Here is a 16,183-nt window from a genome sequence, read left to right as displayed (position 1 = left end):
ACAGCTGTGGTAGTTGCCGCAGTTGCTGTTGTTATTGTGTTTGTATTAATTGTCGAAACCACGTGTTTTGTTACTTTCTATCTGAACTGCACACGAGTTGAGGTCATCTTCAGCTTCCAGAACGTCGTAGCCATGGTCAGTAACACGCCAGAACTGATGTATGTCAACCGCAACCAAAGCACGGTCATGCAGCAGCCGCAGATGATGCTGGATCAGTTCTGGCGGCGTATTTTTTGTTTCCAGTCCTTGCTGGATTTTCTCTATGTCACCGTAGCTGGTACCAAACGACGCGAGCGTTTTCAGGATGTCTGCCATCAAGGCTTTGTCACGCTTCATAGGTCCTCCTCATGTTTGCTCAGAGTTTTATCCGGCTTCCGTGGCCGGGAAACTGCTCCTGGCTGCGGTTGTTGTCTGTGACGGTCATTCTTCGAGCCTCTGCAGATTTCAACCTACGCCGATTATCACGGACTGGCGCATATTCAGATACTAGCCGAAGTTGCTCAGTTTTGCTTAACAACAATCTCCTTTTGGATGACCATTTCTGGCGCACTTTATTCTGGTCGATCGGACGTCTGCCAAGGGTTTCGGTATCATGTCGAAAAATTGAAACGGAACTTGCCATGCTGATTGTTTTATCCCCCGCCAAATCACTCGACTACACCACCGCTCCCACCACTGACTTGCATACCAAGCCAGATTTTGTAGCCCGCTCGGCCGAACTCATAGACGTACTACGGGAGAAGTCGCCTGCGCAGATTGCGAGTTTGATGGGAATATCGGACCAGTTGGCCCAGCTCAATGTTGAGCGCTATGCAAGCTGGTCGACCCGATTCACCAGTCGAAACAGCAAGCAAGCGGTCCTGGCGTTCAATGGAGATGTGTATGAGGGCCTGGATGCCCCTACCTTGAATGCAAAGCAGCTTGACTACCTGCAGTCGCACCTGCGTATCCTGTCAGGTTTATATGGTGCCCTGCGTCCACTGGATCTGATGCAGCCTTACCGGCTTGAAATGGGCACCAAGCTTCCCAACTCCCATGGCAAGGATTTGTATGCGTTTTGGGGTGATGAGGTCACACATGCGCTCAATACCGTATTGGCTGCACAGAAGTCAAAAGTGTTGCTGAATCTGGCATCTGAAGAATATTTCAAGGTCGTCAAACCCAAGGTGCTGGACGCAAAAATCATTTCCCCCGTATTTGAGGACTGGAAGGGGGGCAAGTACAAGATTATTTCCTTCTATGCCAAAAGGGCGCGCGGTCTGATGGCCAGGTATGCAGCTCTCAAAGGCATTACCACTCCTGAGAAACTCAAGAATTTTGATGCAGAGGGCTATGCCTGGGATGCGTCTGTTTCGACCGAGACGTCCTGGGTTTTCCGTAGAAGGGTCGCTGACTGAATTGCTCCACCCGCAAAATAAAAAGGCCTCGCAAACAATATTGCGAAGCCTTTTTAGTATGGCAGGGAACAGCTTGACTTACTGCCAGATCTTCCACCATGGGGCTTTTTTCTGGACTGGACCATCCTTGTAGAACGGGCTGTTGGGATAAGTTGCCTGGATCACGCGTTCTGTATCATCACGTAGCTGCTTCTGACCCATCGCGTCGTACGAACGCATCATGATGAACAGCGCTTCCTCGACGGCAGGCGCATCCGGATATTCCTTCACGGCTGACTGTGCACGGTTGGCTGCCGATACGTAGGCGCCACGGCGGTAATAGTAACGCGCTACGTGTACATCGTACTGTGCCATGGAATTGACCAGATACTTCATGCGCAGCAAGGCATCAGGTGTGTACTGGCTGTTCGGGAAGCGCTCTGCGAGCAACTTGAACGAGTCAAAGGCGTCACGCATTGCCTTTGGGTCACGTTCGGTATTGTCCTGGTCGGCGACGGTATCAAAGATGCTGGTGTGATCATTGAAGTTGATCAGCCCGCGCAGGTAGTACATATAGTCGACATTAGGATGATTCGGATGTAGCTTGATGAAGCGGTCCGCAGCGGCGACACCCTGTTGCTGGTCATTAAGGCGGTAGTAACCGTAGGCAATATCCATCTGCGCCTGCTGTGCATAAGTGCCAAAAGGATAGCGGGATTCCAGCTTCTCGAAGTACTTGATCGCCTTCTCGTAGCCTCCTTCACTCATTTCATTTTTGGCTTCCGAGTATAATTTGCCAGCAGACCAGCCTATCGTCTCGTCTTTTTGTTCAGGCAACAAGCCGCACGCTGACAAAGACAGGATGAATGCGATGGTGAGCAACTTCAATAAGATTTTTTGCATGACGTTTGAGCGGTTTAAGCGAGTGCAGAAAAAACAGAATGTCAATTTCCGGTAATTTTTCGATTATAGCTGATGTCACGTACCACTCCCCCTAAGCTTGCAAAAGGATTTGCAAACTCTCCAACCGAAGCAGGCGAGGGTGATGACTCGTTCGATGATATTGCCGATGAGCTGCTCGATGCCGAGCACGACTCAAACGAGGCAGATTCGGCGCCAATCACGCTCAGATTAACCGATGCCGATTGTGGCCATCGGCTCGATAAAGTGCTCTCAGGTCTTGTTCCGCGGTATTCGCGCAGCCGCATCCAGCAATGGATTGAGGCTGGTCATGTGAGTGTGGATGGCAAGCCCGGACGTACCAAGATGACCGTGCTGGGCGATGAAACGGTGGTGTTGAACCCACAGGCTGCACCAGAGGAAAAGGCTTTCCAGCCAGAATCCATGGCACTGAAGATCGTGCATGAAGACAAGGCCCTGATGGTAATTGACAAGCCAGCCGGGCTGGTAGTCCATCCGGCCGCTGGCAATTGGTCAGGTACGTTGCTCAATGGGTTGTTGCACCATTGTCCTGCTCTGTCTGGGGTCCCGCGGGCAGGTATCGTCCATCGGCTGGACAAGGATACCAGTGGCTTGATGGTGGTGGCCAAGACGCTGGCGGCGCAGACTGATCTGGTGCGACAGCTGCAGGCACGCACGGTACGCCGGCGCTATCTGGCGCTGGTATGGGGAACGCCGCAGTTGTCTGGCACTGTCGATGCACCGATGGCACGTCACCCGCGCGACCGCATCAAGATGGCGGTCTCCGAAAGCATGACTGCCAAACCAGCGGTAACCCACTATCGTCGCCTGGCAACCGGCGCTCTGGATGGGCGCGCGGTTAGTCTTGTATATTGCCAGCTGGAAACTGGGCGCACGCACCAGATTCGTGTGCACATGCAATCGATCGGTTTTGCCTTGGTCGGGGATGCTTTGTATGGCAAAACCCATCTGATGCCGTTCTTCCCTCGCCAGGCGCTGCAGGCATGGCGTTTGGGCCTGGTTCACCCGGTCAGCGGCAAGCAGGTGGAGTGGGACGTCGACTTGCCACAAGACTTCGCCGATCTGCTGGCGCGTGCTGGCATTGATGTGCAAACAATCACGGCGCAAGCCGAGGATGTCTGAAACATGGAGTTGTTAATCCCTCAGTGGCAGGGTGTCCCCGGCAATGTCGGGGCATTTTCTACTCTGCGGCAAGGTGGTTATAGCCCGGCGCCCTACGATGATGGTAGCGGTCAAGGTGGGTTCAATCTGGGGGCTCATGTGCAGGATGATCCCCGCAACGTTGCAGGCAATCGGCAGTTATTGCGTAGTATCTTGCCGACCGAGCCAGTCTGGTTGAATCAGGTGCATGGAACGAATGTGGTTGATGCCAGCACTGTTGCGGGTGTCGTCGATGCGGATGCCAGTATCAGTACCCAGGCAGGCGTGGTGTGCGTGATGATGACCGCGGACTGTTTGCCTGTGCTCTTTTGCGATGTCGATGGTTGCGTTGTGGGTGCCGCTCACGCAGGTTGGCGCGGTTTGGCTGCAGGGATATTGGAAAATACGGTAGCTGCCATGCGTGCGCGCGGCGCGGGCGAGATGATGGCCTGGCTGGGGCCGGCGATTGGACCCCGGCAATTCGAGGTTGGGCAGGAGGTGCTGCATGCTTTTCTTGCATTGGACGAGGCCAGCCGAACGGCGTTTGATCCGATTATTGGAAGTGATAATAAATTTCTTGCCGACATCTACCAACTTGCGCGCCAAAAGTTGGCACGGATTGGAGTTCATCGCGTCAGTGGTGGTGGTCTCTGTACGGTGAGCGATCCACGCTTTTACTCCTATCGACGCGACCGGCAGACCGGGCGCATGGCTTCCCTGATCTGGCTTAAATAGCGCCATTCAGCAGTTGCTGGAGCAATTGTTTGGTATGCAAGGGCAATTCGTCCTGGTTTCTGGTGCAAATTAGTAGTCGCCTTTGTGCCCATGTATCGCTCAATGGGATTGATTTGATGCTCATGGTTTGCTGACAGCGTAAGGCTGCAGTGACCGGAATGATGCCGATACCTGCCCGTTGTTCCACCATGCTGCAAATGCCATCAAAACTGCGGAGACGGACGCGGGTATGTATGCGCTTTCCCAGTCTTGCTGCATGACCTGCAAGATGTTCCTGTAGTGCGCTGTTGTCACTCATGCCAATGAAATCCTGATCGACAATTTCCGCGAAGTTGATCTTTCTGCGGCGCGCCAATACATGGTTGCGCGCCACCACTACCACCAGATCATCACGTCGCAATGGCAGGGTCTGCAATGGCCCAGTATCGAGCGAGTCCGCAACGATCCCGAGATCTGCCATGCCATCAACGATGCGTTGCACGATGTCAACGCTGGTACGCTCTTCCAGATCAATGTCGATGTCGGGGTTGTCGCGCAAAAAACGGCTTAACGCCTCTGGCAGGAACTCACTTGCCCCAGCGGTATTGGCCAGTAGTCGAATATGCGCCTTCAGTCCACTGGCATAACTACTCATCTCGTCACGCAGATGTTCGAGTTGTCGCTGTACTGTGCGTGCGTGGTGGAGTAGGGCACGACCCGCATCCGTCAACTGCACTCCATGCCGTTGACGTGTAAGCAGCAACACACCTAGAGCATCTTCCATTGCCTTCGCGCGTGCGCTGGCGGACGCCAATGCCAGATGGGAACGTTGCGCCCCTCCTGTGATACTGCCTGCCTCTGCAATGTGCTGAAACAAGCGTAAGTCACTGAGCTCAAGACGGGTGTACATGATGGCGAGTAGGTCGCTATTGGGGCATCGATGAAAGAGATCAGAGCACAAAAGCATCAGCCTTCGGCGATAGCGAAGGCTGGCTTAGTGTATTCCAGATTTTCAATGCCGACGAGCGCTGACAGACTGACGTGCATTCGATAGGAGAAATCATGTATACCGAATTGTCGCTTGATGCCATGCACGGCAGTCTTCTGTTTGTCGTGATGGCGGTATTTCTCTTGGCTGGGTTGGTCAAGGGGGTAGTCGGGTTAGGGTTGCCAACCGTTGCGGTAGGATTGCTTGGATTATTCATGTTGCCGATGCAGGCAGCGGCTCTGCTGCTGATGCCATCGCTGGTGACGAATGTCTGGCAGTTACTGGCAGGTGGTCAACTCCTGACGTTGTTACGGCGCCTGTGGCCGATGCTGGTTGGGATTGTGGTCGGGACTGTATTGGGGGCGATGAGCGGGATGTCAGGCGAGAATGTTCGCGCAACGCTCGCTTTGGGGATCGCGCTGATGTGTTACGCAGCGCTGGGACTGGCGACCGTAACATGCAAGATACCCTCAGTTCATGTGCGTATGTTGTCCTGGTGGATTGGTCTGGTGACTGGATTGATATCCTCGGTGACGGCAGTCTTTGTCATTCCGGCCGTGCCTTTTTTGCAGGCACTGCGTCTGGAAAAGGATGAGCTGATTCAGGCTATGGGTTGGTCCTTCACGGTCTCTACTTTTGCCATGGGAGCGGTCTTGCTGCAGGGAGGTATGGTGGGGGTGGCAACTGGCGGTCTGTCGTTGCTGGCGGTATTGCCGTCCCTACTGGGGATGTTCCTGGGGCAGTTCTTGCGAGCACGTATTTGAGTGCAACTATTTCGGCGCTGTTTTTTTCTCGGCGTGCTATTCCTTGGCCTGCATTTATCGATACAAGGGTGGCGTTGATACGTACATTTTGTGCAGTGCAAAAAGTTCTGCTGTCCCGATAGCTAGTGCTTGCCGTTGAGTCTCGTTACTTCTCGTGCTCTCTTGCGCTCCTCCTGGTTACGTCGTCTGCCGAGGAGACTTGCTCGCTCGCAGAGATTTTTTTCCGCGCTTCCAACGCACGATTCCGCTTGCGTTGCGGTGTGCCGATCAGGTATAAAACAATTATCAACGGAAATGCTCCATACAGCAAAAACGTCAGTATTGCTGCGACGATGGACTCTTCGGTGATCGACATCATGAAGACGACATAAAGCCAGGCAATGGCAACGATGTACATGGTGTCGGGTTGGTGTCAGGTTGGTATTACAGGTTGAGCGACAAATCATAACGATACGCGAAAATTGTAGAAGCGAGCATGGATAAGCAGACCCCGCAGACCCCTCCGAATCAGCAGCACATTCCTCCTGTATTTTCCGCATGGTTAAGCCAGCTAGAGAAGTTGACTGATCCTCAAACATGGCAGTCAATGTCGGCGCAGATACCAAACGGTAAAGCGCTTGACCTGAATGTTTTACAGGAGCAGCTCAGTGGTCTGGGAGCAGCCATCGAACCTGCGGATATGGCGCGACTGCAAAAAGATTACGCCGAGCAGTTTGGTGCGCTATGGCAAGATATGATCAGTGCCAAGCTCCCTGCTGTTACCGATCGTCGTCTTTCTGCTCCGGCCTGGCAGGCCAATCCATTTTTCGCCTTTCAGGCGGCGACCTATCAACTCAATGCACGCTTTCTGAATGCTTTGGTCGATGCTGTACAGGCTAATGAGAAGATCAAGCAGAGATTGCGTTTTGCGGTGCAGCAGATGATTGATGCCTTGTCACCGGCTAATTTTCTGGCGACGAACCCCGAAGCGCAGCAGAAAATTCTGGATACCAATGGTGAAAGCCTGACTAGAGGCATCGCTCAGTTATTTGCAGATTTGCAGAAAGGGCGCGTGTCGCAGACTGACGAAACAGCATTTGAGGTTGGCAAGGATGTGGCCACAACTGAAGGTGCTGTGGTGTTCGAAAATGCCTTCTTTCAGTTGATTCAGTACAAACCACTGACCAAGACTGTCTACGCCAGACCTTTGTTGATCGTGCCACCTTGCATCAACAAGTTTTATATCCTGGATTTGCAGCCGCAAAATTCCCTGGTGCGTTATGCGGTTGAGCAGGGACATAGCGTCTTCCTGATTTCGTGGCGCAATGCAGATGCCTCGCTAGATACTGCAACCTGGGATCAGTACGTGGAAGAAGCCGTGATCCGCGCAATCCATGCGGTGCAGGAAATCAGTGATGAGGAGCAGATTAATGCGCTCGGATTTTGCGTTGGTGGAACGCTCTTGTCATGCGCATTGGCGGTGCTTGCTGCGCGCGGCGAAAACCCCGTCGCCAGTCTGACGTTGCTGACTTCATTCCTGAATTTTCTTGATACCGGCGCCATTGATGTCTACATCGATGACATGCAGATCAAGCTGCGGGAGCAATTGATTGGGCAGCGCGGCTTGATGGCCGGGCGCGATTTTTCCTCGGCATTCTCTAGTCTGCGACCGAATGATCTGCTGTGGAACTATGTCGAATCAAATTATCTCAAGGGCGAGGTGCCGCAGGCGTTTGATTTGCTTTATTGGAATGCGGACAGCACCAATTTGCCAGGGCCGATGTTTTGCTATTACCTACGTCACATGTATCTTGAGAATGCATTGAAGGAGCCAGGTAAGCTGACCATTGCAGGAGAGAAGATCGACCTGCGGCGCATTGATGCTCCGGCATTCATCTATGCCTCGCGTGAAGATCACATCGTTCCTTGGGCATCAGCTTACGCGTCGACTGCCATTCTCAATCAACGGAATCCTGGCAAAAATCGCTTCGTACTGGGAGCATCGGGACATATTGCCGGCGTGATTAACCCGCCGGCCAAGAAGAAGCGCAGTTACTGGGCCAATGACCATATCGTCGCTGACCCCGTAGCCTGGTTTGCCGCCGCTGAAGAGCATCCCGGCAGTTGGTGGACAGAGTGGTCCGAATTTTTAGCTACCCACGCGGGCAAGCAGGTTGCTGCGCCGCGCAAGGCTGGACATAAGAATTACCCGGCCATTGAGCCGGCTCCAGGACGGTACGTCAAGGTCAAGGCTGAGTAGTAAATCAAAATGCGCCGAATGAACAGACTGAGCAGTGACCACAGGTTATTCGCACAGGGCATCAGAGCAGCAAGAAGTGCATGATCCGTCATTAGTATTTGCGCCAGACTACTCGGGAACGCAGATCGTCGGCATGTGAAGTAATTACTTACCACACTAGGAGGCAGGACATGGCAAAGCGTATCGCATATGTGACCGGAGGAATGGGCGGAATCGGCACCGCCATTTGTAGTCGTCTCTGCAAGGAAGGCTACACCGTGGTTGCCGGTTGTGGTCCAAATTCGGCACGCAAGGATAAATGGTTGGCATCGATGCGTGAGCAGGGGTTTGATATCCATGCTTCCGAAGGCAACGTGGCCGACTGGGATTCGACCAAGGCGGCTTTCGAGAAGGTCAGGGCGGAGATCGGTGAGGTAGATATTCTGGTCAATAACGCTGGTATCACACGTGACGGTCAGTTCCGCAAAATGACCAAGGGTGATTGGGACGCCGTGATCGACACGAATCTGAATTCCCTGTTCAACGTTACCAAGCAAGTCATCGATGGGATGGCTGACCGTGGTTGGGGGCGTATCGTTAATATTTCCTCGGTAAACGGCCAAAAAGGGCAGTTCGGCCAGACCAATTATTCAACCGCAAAGGCTGGTATCCATGGCTTTACCATGGCGCTGGCGCAGGAACTTGCAACGAAGGGCGTGACTGTCAATACCGTCTCTCCAGGCTATGTTGGCACCGATATGGTGCGTGCTATCCGTCCTGAAGTGCTCGAGAAAATCGTTGCTGGTATCCCTGTCAAGCGTCTCGCTGAGCCTGAGGAAATCGCGTCGATTGTTGCCTGGATTGCATCGAATGAAGGTGGTTATGCGACAGGTTCGGATTTTTCGCTCAACGGTGGCCTGCATATGGGCTAATGATCGTCTCACGACGATCGGGGAAGATCAGTATGGAGGCCGCTGATTCTTCCATTTGGACTTTGGTGTGTTGTAATTTTAAGGAATACTGCACACTTGTATTTGTGTGTAGTTTCCTGCCTATAATGCGTTTTCTTGAAGGGCGAGTTCTGCCGGATGTGGCAACGCTCAACGAATTGCTGAAAACAGACTGGAATTTCAGATGACAAGTGCAAAAAACTCTGCAGAGCGGTTAATTAAAAAATATCCTAATCGCCGTCTGTACGATACGCAAACGAGTTCATACATCACGCTGACTGACGTTAAGCAGTTAGTGTTGGATGATGAAGAATTTGCTGTGGTGGATGCAAAAAATGGTGACGATCTGACGCGCAGTATTTTGCTCCAGATCATCCTGGAAGAAGAGTCTCATGGGATGCCCATGTTTTCCAGTGCGGCACTTTCGCAGATCATTCGATACTATGGCCATGCCATGCAGGGCATGATGGGCTCTTACCTGGAAAAGAATATTCAGGCCTTTATCGATATTCAGAACAAGCTGGCTGAAAATTCCAAAGGCTTTTATGAGGGCAAGCCTTTCAGTCCGGAAATGTGGACACAATTCATGAATGTCCAGGGGCCAATGATGCAGGGCATGATGAGCAATTACATTGAGCAGAGCAAGAGTCTGTTCATCCAGATGCAGGAGCAGATGCAGAGCCAGACCAAGAATATGTTCGGCACTTTTCCGTTTGCGGCAGGCAATCCACTCGATCCCACGAAGAAGTAACAACGTTGGTGAAACTGGGGTGTACGCCTGCTGGCGTCCCCCATTTGGAGCCAGTTTTCCTAGCAAACAGGTACAATAGCGGCTTCGTTTCGAATCCTGCTCTTTTCACCTGTTCCTATCATGTCCAATCCTCCTTCCGCCGCCCCTGCAGTGGCTCCCAAAGTCGGTTTTGTTTCTCTCGGCTGTCCCAAAGCCCTGGTTGATTCCGAGCAAATTCTGACCCAGTTGCGCGCAGAAGGCTACGATACGGCCAAGTCCTACGATGGTGCCGATCTGGTCATTGTCAATACCTGTGGATTCATTGATGCAGCAGTGCAAGAGTCGCTTGATGCCATCGGTGAGGCTCTCAACGAAAACGGCAAGGTGATTGTTACCGGTTGTCTCGGTGCCAAGAAAGATGCTGACGGCGACGACATCATTCACAAAATCCATCCCAAGGTGCTGGAGGTAACGGGTCCTCATGCTGTTGGCGAAGTCATGCAGGCGGTTCACCGCCACTTGCCGAAGCCACATGAACCGTTCATTGATCTGGTACCAGCCCAGGGCGTCAAGTTGACGCCGAAACATTTTGCGTATCTGAAGATTTCTGAAGGCTGTAACCATCGTTGCAGTTTTTGTATCATCCCTTCCATGCGGGGTGATCTGGTGTCGCGGCCTATCGCTGACGTCATGCTGGAAGCTGAAAATCTATTCAAGGCAGGTGTCAAGGAACTGTTGGTCATCTCGCAGGACACCAGTGCGTACGGCGTTGATGTCAAATTTCGCACCGGCTTCTGGAATGGCAAGCCAGTCAAGACACACATGACGCAACTGGTCGAGGCGCTGGGTGAATTGGCATCGCAATATGGAGCCTGGGTGCGCTTACATTATGTCTATCCTTATCCCCACGTTGACCAAATCATTCCGATGATGGCTGCTGGCAAGGTGTTGCCTTACCTCGACGTGCCGCTGCAGCACGCACATCCTGATGTACTCAAACGCATGAAGCGTCCTGCCAGCGGTGAAAAGAACATCGAGCGGATTCAGGCGTGGCGTGCAATGTGCCCGGATTTGACGATTCGTTCTACCTTCATTGCCGGCTTCCCTGGCGAGACTGAGTCTGAATTCGCTTACCTTCTGGATTTCCTCAAGGAGGCCGAGATCGATCGCCTGGGTTGTTTTGCCTATTCCCCAGTGGAAGGTGCGACTGCTAATTTGCTTGATAATCCTGTGCCTGAAGAAGTGCGCGAAGAGCGTCGTGCGCGTGTCATGCAATTGCAGGAGGAAATTTCCCGTAAGCGCCTGCAGGCGAAGGTCGGAAAAACCTTGCGTGTGTTGATTGACGCGGTCGACCGTAATGGTGGTGTCGGGCGTTCCTACGCAGATGCGCCTGAAATCGACGGAGTGGTCTATGTCAAACCGCCATTTGAGCCGCATAAGAAGCTCGTGGTTGGTCAGTTCGTGGACGTTGTTGTAACTGCCGCCGATGCGCATGACTTGTGGGCTGCAGCACAATGATGGTGTTCCTGCGTAAGCTGGCATTAGGTTTTCTGTTCGCTGCAGCTGTTTGCCATGCAAATGCTCAATCCACAACGAGTTTCCAGGATCTGGCGCATAAGACATTGGTGCTGCGCGGAACGCTGGGCGGTGAGCAGGTGCAGATGACCTTGCATCCGAAACAGGATGAGGATGGCCTTGCTGGTACCTATTTCATTTTTGGTCAAGGTGCGCAAATTCTGCTTGCAGGTGAAGCCGATCATGATGATTTGGTCATGGAGGAGTCCCATAACGGCAAGGACGTTTCCGGTGAATGGGCCGGAGAATTCAAAAATGGCGTGCTCAGCGGGACCTGGTCTGCGCTTGATGGTGCGGTGAGCAAGCCGTTTGTACTCAACCTGACAGCACCTTGATGCGCAGCTGACAGCTTATTCAGTGTATTCATGACGAAAAAAAATTCTCCACAAACCGCATTGGTACATAGTGATTACCGTGCTCCCGATGGGTTTGATGCTTTTCCCGTTGGCATTCATCATGCATCAACGGTATTGTTTCCAACTGTTGCGGCGATGCGCGCGCGTAACTGGAAGGAAAAGAGTGGTTATACCTATGGATTGCACGGCACCCCGACCACCTTTACCCTCGAAGCCCGGTTGGCGCAGATCGAAGGTGGGCGGCATTGTCGTGTCGTACCCAGCGGCTTGGCTGCCATCACGATGGTCAATCTGGCCATGCTCAAGACCGGTGATGACGTTCTTCTCCCTGACAACGTCTATGGCCCCAATCGCGAACAGGCCATGTGGCTTGAGCGTGATTTTGGTATCACTGCACGGTTTTATGATCCACTGATCGGTGCTGGAATAGCGGAGCTGATTCAGGACAATACCCGTCTGATCTGGACTGAGGCGCCTGGATCAGTCTCGATGGAAGTGTCTGATGTTCCCGCAATCTGCGCTGCAGCCAAAGTACGTGGTGTGGTAGTGGCACTGGATAACACCTGGTCAGCTGGTCTCGCGTTTGCTGCCTTCGATCATGGTATTGATATCGTCATGCAGGCATTGACCAAGTATCACTCTGGTGGATCGGACGTGCTGATGGGGGCGGTGATCACTCGTGACGACGAGCTTAATCACAGAATTGAGCTGGCTCACATGCGTCTTGGTTTCGGTGTCGGCATGGATGATGTCTACATGGTACTGCGCAGTTTGCCCTCGATGCGATTGCGGTTTGATGCACACGATGCTGCTGCACGTGAGATTGCAAGCTGGTTGAAGCAGCGCCCCGAAATTGCCAAGGTGTTGCACCCAGCCTTGCCTGATTGTCCGGGTCACGAGATCTGGCAGCGTGATTTCACTGGTGCAGGTGGATTGTTTTCGGTCATTTTCGATCCTCGCTTCAGCGAGGCGCAGATTGATCGTTTCGTCGATGCTCTGACGTTATTCAAGATAGGCTTCAGCTGGGGTGGAGCACATAGTTTATGTGTGCCTTATCGGATGCAATCCATGCGCCAGTCATGGGGCCATCAGGGTGAATTGGTGCGTTTCAACATCGGCCTGGAGTCTGCGGTGGATTTGATTGCTGACATTGAGCAAGGCTTGCTTGCTATGAATGCGGCGACCTAAGTAGATATTTCTCCTGATAGGGGAGGCTGAGTTCCGTTATTTTAGTTGTATACATACAACAAAATTAAAATAAACACAGGTTTTGTAATCGTAAATATTGGTAGGGATTTAATTTTCTTTGTGCTTTTCAAGGGGAATTATTTATTGTGTTGTTAAATATCAATATCTTATAAAGCGCATTCAATGGCCTGAATTCCCTTTGGCTTCGAAATCAATATCTGTTAATGTAAGACAAAAGCCTATAGCAATACGATTCAATTTCTCTTGAGAAAAACAGATTTTTACTGCTTACTCACTGGTCGGCGGGCCAGCAGAATCCGGCTAATGGTGAGAAAAAGTAACTTGTTGTAAATTGATTTGAGGCGAGGTGCAAATGGATACCAAGGATATGATGGCTGAGATTCGAGATGCAAATCTTAGCTACCTGATGCTCGCTCAGCAAATGATTCGAGCAGACAAAGCTACTGCCATATTTCGCCTTGGAATCAGTGATGAGATTGCAGACATGCTTCAAGGATTGAGCAACGCACAAATCTTGAAGCTGGCAAGCAACAATATGATGCTCACACGCTTTCGCTTTGATGATGGTGCTGTGCTGGGTATGCTTACCAACTATAACAAAGACAAAGGCCTGGCGCAGTCCCATGCTGCCATTCTGATGGCTTGCCAGCCCATTGAGCAAATTTCCTGATGATTCACTTGTCTTTCGGTGGACTAGGTCAACCGAAAGCATTGGTGTTGCGTTGTGCCGGGAGCAATATCTGGAGCGAATGGCAGTAATGAAAATATCAGGGGGTATTCATGGCTAAAAAAAGCGTGATCACGGAAGCGCAGGAGATCCAGCTAGCCATTGAGTTAATTAATCTGGGCGCGCGACTTCAATTGCTGGAGTCTGAGACATCGCTGTCCCGTGAACGCCTGCTGAAGCTTTACAAAGAGCTCAAGGGTGTATCGCCTCCGAAGGGAATGCTGCCATTTTCGACTGACTGGTTTATTACCTGGCAGCCCAACATCCATTCGTCGCTGTTCGTCAACATCCATAAATATCTCATTGAATACGCCAAAATCTCGGGTATCGAAGCCGTGATGAAGGCATATAAACTGTATCTGGAGCAAGCTGGTCAGGTTGCCGATGGCGATGAGCCCGTCTTGTCGCTGACGCGTGCGTGGACCCTGGTTAGATTTTTTGAAAGCAAAATGTTGACCACCACGGCCTGCTGCAAATGCCATGGGCATTTTGTGGTGCATCGGCTGGATTTGAATCAGGATTATCTGTGTGGTCTATGTCATATGCCATCTCGTGCAGGTAAGACCAAAAAAGCCAAGGACGCCTTGGTTACGCCATTGATCGAGACTGTCTCCGCGGTTGCCGTCGTTGTTTGATGTGCCGTATCAAAAAATAATCGGCCGTAGTTGACGTGGTGGAGGCCGATATGAAGTCGGGTCAACGCAGATCAGTTCTGCAGGCACCCGCAATACATGCCCTTTTTATCCTATGCAGTGCCTTGCTGGTGGTAGTGCTGATTCGCCAATTCTTGCTGCGGCCGTTCGGGCTGACACTGACGCCATTCGTTTTCGCTGTCTTGCATGGTGTCATCGCAGCAACAATCGCTTACCTTCGCCGTATGGCCGCGTGGTGGGTACCGATACTCTTCTGTTTTCCTCCTGCTGCTGTTTTGGTCAATTCTCTGCAGCTACCGCCAGCGCTTTTTCTGGGCATTTTTTTGTTCCTGATGTTGTTGTTTTGGTCTACTTTTCGCAGCCAGGTCCCGTTTTATCCATCGGGCCTTCCGGTGTGGAATGCCGTGGAGGCTTTGTTGCCGGAGGGGCGTGCCCTGCGGGTTATTGATATCGGTAGCGGACTTGGGGGGGCGATTATGTACTTGGCGCGCGTGCGTCCCGATAGCAGTTTCACTGGCATAGAGCTTGCTCCCTTGCCGTGGCTGGTCAGCTCTCTGCGTGCACGCTTGTTCGGCAGTGCAGGGCATTTTGTCCGGGGGGATTATACGCAGCTCAGCTTCGCTGATTACGACGTCATTTTTGCTTACCTGTCGCCAGCCGCCATGACAGCATTGTGGTTCAAGGCGAGGCAGGAGATGCAAACGGGGAGTTTATTGCTGAGTTATGAATTTCTCATTGAAGGCGTTGTGCCGGATATCGTTGTGTACCCTCGTACAGAGGGTCCGGCTTTGTATGGCTGGCATATGTGAAACACAAATCAGCTGTGTTACATTCTCTTCACGTTATCAAGTTTTTGTCCTTGGTGTCGTTATTGAACAGGATAGCCCTCGCCGGGTCGTGCGTCTTGATCATTTTTATATTGCGCGGGTAGAGGGCTGGTAGAAATTGAAAGCCACTGGGACGGGAGCAGGAACTTGTTAGTTATTATTGGATATGTCGTCGTTATGGCCTCCGTTTTCGGGGGCTTTGCCATGGCCGGGGGGCATCTCGGGGCATTGTTTCAGCCAATTGAGCTGCTGATGATCGGTGGTGCTGCTGGTGGAGCTTTCCTGGTCGGTAACAATGGCAAGGCAATCAAGGCAACCTTGCAGGCGTTGCCGACGGTATTCAAGGGATCTGCCTATACCAAGGCGCTCTACATGGAGCTGATGTCGCTCATGTTTGAGATCCTGACCAAGTCGCGTAAAGAAGGTTTGATGTCCATCGAAGGTGACATCGAAACCCCTGAATCCAGCCCTATTTTTAGCAAATATCCAGGTGTACTCGCCGATCATCATCTGATTGAATTCATGACTGACTACCTGCGCCTGATGGTCTCAGGGAACATGGATGCATTTCAGATCGAAAACCTCATGGACAACGAAATCGAAACCCATCACCATGAGGGTGAGGTTCCTGCACACTGCATTGCCAAACTGGGTGACGGTATGCCGGCGTTTGGTATTGTGGCAGCGGTGATGGGGGTGGTACACACGATGGAGTCGGTTGGTATTCCACCGTCAGAGCTCGGTATGCTGATTGCTCACGCGCTCGTGGGTACCTTCCTCGGTATTCTTCTTGCGTATGGCTTTGTGGGGCCGTTGGCGAGTTTGCTGGAGCAAAAGCTGCATGAGTCGACCAAGATTTATCAATGCGTCAAGGTCACTTTGCTGGCAAGTCTGAATGGCTATGCGCCTGCGCTGTCCATCGAGTTTGGTCGTAAAGTCTTGTTCTCGACAGAGCGTCCTTCTTTCCAAGAGCTGGAAGAGCATGTCAAGCAGGCCAAGGGCAAATAAACCGAT

At 52.0% G+C, this 16,183-nt stretch carries 18 protein-coding genes; 14 read left to right on the top strand and 4 right to left on the bottom strand.

What is annotated here, in order from left to right; all coding sequences use genetic code 11:
• Positions 1–45: 45 nt before the first annotated feature.
• On the bottom strand, positions 46–336 hold the full coding sequence (locus tag FHW66_RS03125; RefSeq protein WP_183378233.1) for a hypothetical protein: 291 nt from the start codon (positions 334–336) through the stop codon (positions 46–48).
• A 284-nt stretch (positions 337–620) separates the two neighbouring features.
• Between FHW66_RS03125 and yaaA the strand changes: the two genes are divergently transcribed.
• Complete coding sequence (gene yaaA / locus FHW66_RS03120) at positions 621–1,397, top strand: peroxide stress protein YaaA (protein ID WP_183378232.1); 777 nt, start codon at positions 621–623, stop codon at positions 1,395–1,397.
• 78 nt (positions 1,398–1,475) lie between these two features.
• On the opposite strand, the gene FHW66_RS03115 is transcribed toward yaaA, so the two are convergent.
• The gene (locus FHW66_RS03115; protein WP_183378231.1) at positions 1,476–2,279 is read right to left on the bottom strand and encodes an outer membrane protein assembly factor BamD; all 804 of its coding nucleotides are present in this window, start codon (positions 2,277–2,279) and stop codon (positions 1,476–1,478) included.
• 72 nt (positions 2,280–2,351) lie between these two features.
• Between FHW66_RS03115 and FHW66_RS03110 the strand changes: the two genes are divergently transcribed.
• Together FHW66_RS03110 and pgeF are read left to right on the top strand one after the other, a co-directional pair.
• Positions 2,352–3,440 (top strand): RluA family pseudouridine synthase, encoded by a 1,089-nt coding sequence (locus tag FHW66_RS03110; RefSeq protein WP_183378230.1) that lies wholly within the window; start codon positions 2,352–2,354, stop codon positions 3,438–3,440.
• A gap of 3 nt (positions 3,441–3,443) precedes the next feature.
• Positions 3,444–4,193: a peptidoglycan editing factor PgeF gene (pgeF, locus tag FHW66_RS03105; protein WP_183378229.1), complete on the top strand. Its 750-nt coding sequence runs from the start codon at positions 3,444–3,446 to the stop codon at positions 4,191–4,193.
• Here pgeF and FHW66_RS03100 read toward each other — a convergent pair.
• Positions 4,186–5,082, bottom strand: coding sequence for a LysR substrate-binding domain-containing protein (locus FHW66_RS03100; protein WP_183378228.1), 897 nt, complete (start codon positions 5,080–5,082; stop codon positions 4,186–4,188). The two genes, pgeF and FHW66_RS03100, sit on opposite strands and share 8 nt — an antisense overlap.
• 152 nt (positions 5,083–5,234) lie before the next feature.
• On the opposite strand from FHW66_RS03100, the gene FHW66_RS03095 reads away from it, so the two are divergent.
• On the top strand, positions 5,235–5,924 hold the full coding sequence (locus FHW66_RS03095) for a sulfite exporter TauE/SafE family protein (protein WP_370543391.1): 690 nt from the start codon (positions 5,235–5,237) through the stop codon (positions 5,922–5,924).
• A 145-nt stretch (positions 5,925–6,069) separates the two neighbouring features.
• On the opposite strand, the gene FHW66_RS03090 is transcribed toward FHW66_RS03095, so the two are convergent.
• Positions 6,070–6,321 carry a hypothetical protein gene (locus FHW66_RS03090; RefSeq protein WP_183378227.1) on the bottom strand — a complete coding sequence of 84 codons (252 nt, stop codon included), beginning with the start codon at positions 6,319–6,321 and terminating at the stop codon, positions 6,070–6,072.
• Positions 6,322–6,399: 78 nt separating this feature from the next.
• On the opposite strand from FHW66_RS03090, the gene phaC reads away from it, so the two are divergent.
• The 10 genes from phaC (at position 6,400) to motA (ending at position 16,177) form a co-directional block, all read left to right on the top strand.
• Positions 6,400–8,163, top strand: a complete 1,764-nt coding sequence (phaC, locus tag FHW66_RS03085) for a class I poly(R)-hydroxyalkanoic acid synthase (RefSeq protein WP_183378226.1) — start codon at positions 6,400–6,402, stop codon at positions 8,161–8,163.
• 170 nt (positions 8,164–8,333) lie between these two features.
• Complete coding sequence (locus FHW66_RS03080; protein ID WP_183378225.1) at positions 8,334–9,074, top strand: 3-ketoacyl-ACP reductase; 741 nt, start codon at positions 8,334–8,336, stop codon at positions 9,072–9,074.
• Positions 9,075–9,276: 202 nt separating this feature from the next.
• On the top strand, positions 9,277–9,843 hold the full coding sequence (phaR, locus tag FHW66_RS03075; protein WP_183378224.1) for a polyhydroxyalkanoate synthesis repressor PhaR: 567 nt from the start codon (positions 9,277–9,279) through the stop codon (positions 9,841–9,843).
• Between the two features lie 120 nt (positions 9,844–9,963).
• On the top strand, positions 9,964–11,340 hold the full coding sequence (rimO, locus tag FHW66_RS03070; protein WP_183378223.1) for a 30S ribosomal protein S12 methylthiotransferase RimO: 1,377 nt from the start codon (positions 9,964–9,966) through the stop codon (positions 11,338–11,340).
• A complete protein-coding gene (locus FHW66_RS03065; RefSeq protein ID WP_183378222.1) occupies positions 11,337–11,732 on the top strand; it encodes a hypothetical protein in 396 nt (131 codons plus the stop codon). The genes rimO and FHW66_RS03065 overlap by 4 nt, the downstream gene beginning before the upstream one ends.
• Positions 11,733–11,762: 30 nt before the next feature.
• Positions 11,763–12,941 carry a cystathionine beta-lyase gene (locus tag FHW66_RS03060; protein ID WP_183378221.1) on the top strand — a complete coding sequence of 393 codons (1,179 nt, stop codon included), beginning with the start codon at positions 11,763–11,765 and terminating at the stop codon, positions 12,939–12,941.
• A 373-nt stretch (positions 12,942–13,314) separates the two neighbouring features.
• The gene (gene flhD / locus FHW66_RS03055) at positions 13,315–13,632 is read left to right on the top strand and encodes a flagellar transcriptional regulator FlhD (protein WP_183378220.1); all 318 of its coding nucleotides are present in this window, start codon (positions 13,315–13,317) and stop codon (positions 13,630–13,632) included.
• A gap of 110 nt (positions 13,633–13,742) precedes the next feature.
• The gene (gene flhC, locus FHW66_RS03050; RefSeq protein ID WP_183378219.1) at positions 13,743–14,324 is read left to right on the top strand and encodes a flagellar transcriptional regulator FlhC; all 582 of its coding nucleotides are present in this window, start codon (positions 13,743–13,745) and stop codon (positions 14,322–14,324) included.
• 50 nt (positions 14,325–14,374) lie between these two features.
• Positions 14,375–15,151, top strand: coding sequence for a class I SAM-dependent methyltransferase (locus FHW66_RS03045; RefSeq protein ID WP_183378218.1), 777 nt, complete (start codon positions 14,375–14,377; stop codon positions 15,149–15,151).
• 165 nt (positions 15,152–15,316) lie between these two features.
• Complete coding sequence (gene motA / locus FHW66_RS03040) at positions 15,317–16,177, top strand: flagellar motor stator protein MotA (protein ID WP_183378217.1); 861 nt, start codon at positions 15,317–15,319, stop codon at positions 16,175–16,177.
• Positions 16,178–16,183: the final 6 nt, after the last annotated feature.

The organism is Herbaspirillum sp. Sphag64, assembly GCF_014192645.1.
Lineage (GTDB): Bacteria > Pseudomonadota > Gammaproteobacteria > Burkholderiales > Burkholderiaceae_D > Herbaspirillum.
Note: the sequence above shows the minus strand (reverse complement) of the source record. Positions and strands in the feature narration are given on the sequence as shown.

Excerpts from the sequence above, each read along its gene's own strand:
- FHW66_RS03125 (WP_183378233.1), bottom strand. The coding sequence starts at position 336 with ATGAAGCGTGACAAAGCCTTGATGGCAGACATCCTGAAAACGCTCGCG.
- yaaA (WP_183378232.1), top strand. The coding sequence starts at position 621 with ATGCTGATTGTTTTATCCCCCGCCAAATCACTCGACTACACCACCGCT.
- FHW66_RS03115 (WP_183378231.1), bottom strand. The coding sequence starts at position 2,279 with ATGCAAAAAATCTTATTGAAGTTGCTCACCATCGCATTCATCCTGTCT.
- FHW66_RS03110 (WP_183378230.1), top strand. The coding sequence starts at position 2,352 with ATGTCACGTACCACTCCCCCTAAGCTTGCAAAAGGATTTGCAAACTCT.
- pgeF (WP_183378229.1), top strand. The coding sequence starts at position 3,444 with ATGGAGTTGTTAATCCCTCAGTGGCAGGGTGTCCCCGGCAATGTCGGG.
- FHW66_RS03100 (WP_183378228.1), bottom strand. The coding sequence starts at position 5,082 with ATGTACACCCGTCTTGAGCTCAGTGACTTACGCTTGTTTCAGCACATT.
- FHW66_RS03095 (WP_370543391.1), top strand. The coding sequence starts at position 5,235 with ATGTATACCGAATTGTCGCTTGATGCCATGCACGGCAGTCTTCTGTTT.
- FHW66_RS03090 (WP_183378227.1), bottom strand. The coding sequence starts at position 6,321 with ATGTACATCGTTGCCATTGCCTGGCTTTATGTCGTCTTCATGATGTCG.
- phaC (WP_183378226.1), top strand. The coding sequence starts at position 6,400 with ATGGATAAGCAGACCCCGCAGACCCCTCCGAATCAGCAGCACATTCCT.
- FHW66_RS03080 (WP_183378225.1), top strand. The coding sequence starts at position 8,334 with ATGGCAAAGCGTATCGCATATGTGACCGGAGGAATGGGCGGAATCGGC.
- phaR (WP_183378224.1), top strand. The coding sequence starts at position 9,277 with ATGACAAGTGCAAAAAACTCTGCAGAGCGGTTAATTAAAAAATATCCT.
- rimO (WP_183378223.1), top strand. The coding sequence starts at position 9,964 with ATGTCCAATCCTCCTTCCGCCGCCCCTGCAGTGGCTCCCAAAGTCGGT.
- FHW66_RS03065 (WP_183378222.1), top strand. The coding sequence starts at position 11,337 with ATGATGGTGTTCCTGCGTAAGCTGGCATTAGGTTTTCTGTTCGCTGCA.
- FHW66_RS03060 (WP_183378221.1), top strand. The coding sequence starts at position 11,763 with ATGACGAAAAAAAATTCTCCACAAACCGCATTGGTACATAGTGATTAC.
- flhD (WP_183378220.1), top strand. The coding sequence starts at position 13,315 with ATGGATACCAAGGATATGATGGCTGAGATTCGAGATGCAAATCTTAGC.
- flhC (WP_183378219.1), top strand. The coding sequence starts at position 13,743 with ATGGCTAAAAAAAGCGTGATCACGGAAGCGCAGGAGATCCAGCTAGCC.
- FHW66_RS03045 (WP_183378218.1), top strand. The coding sequence starts at position 14,375 with ATGAAGTCGGGTCAACGCAGATCAGTTCTGCAGGCACCCGCAATACAT.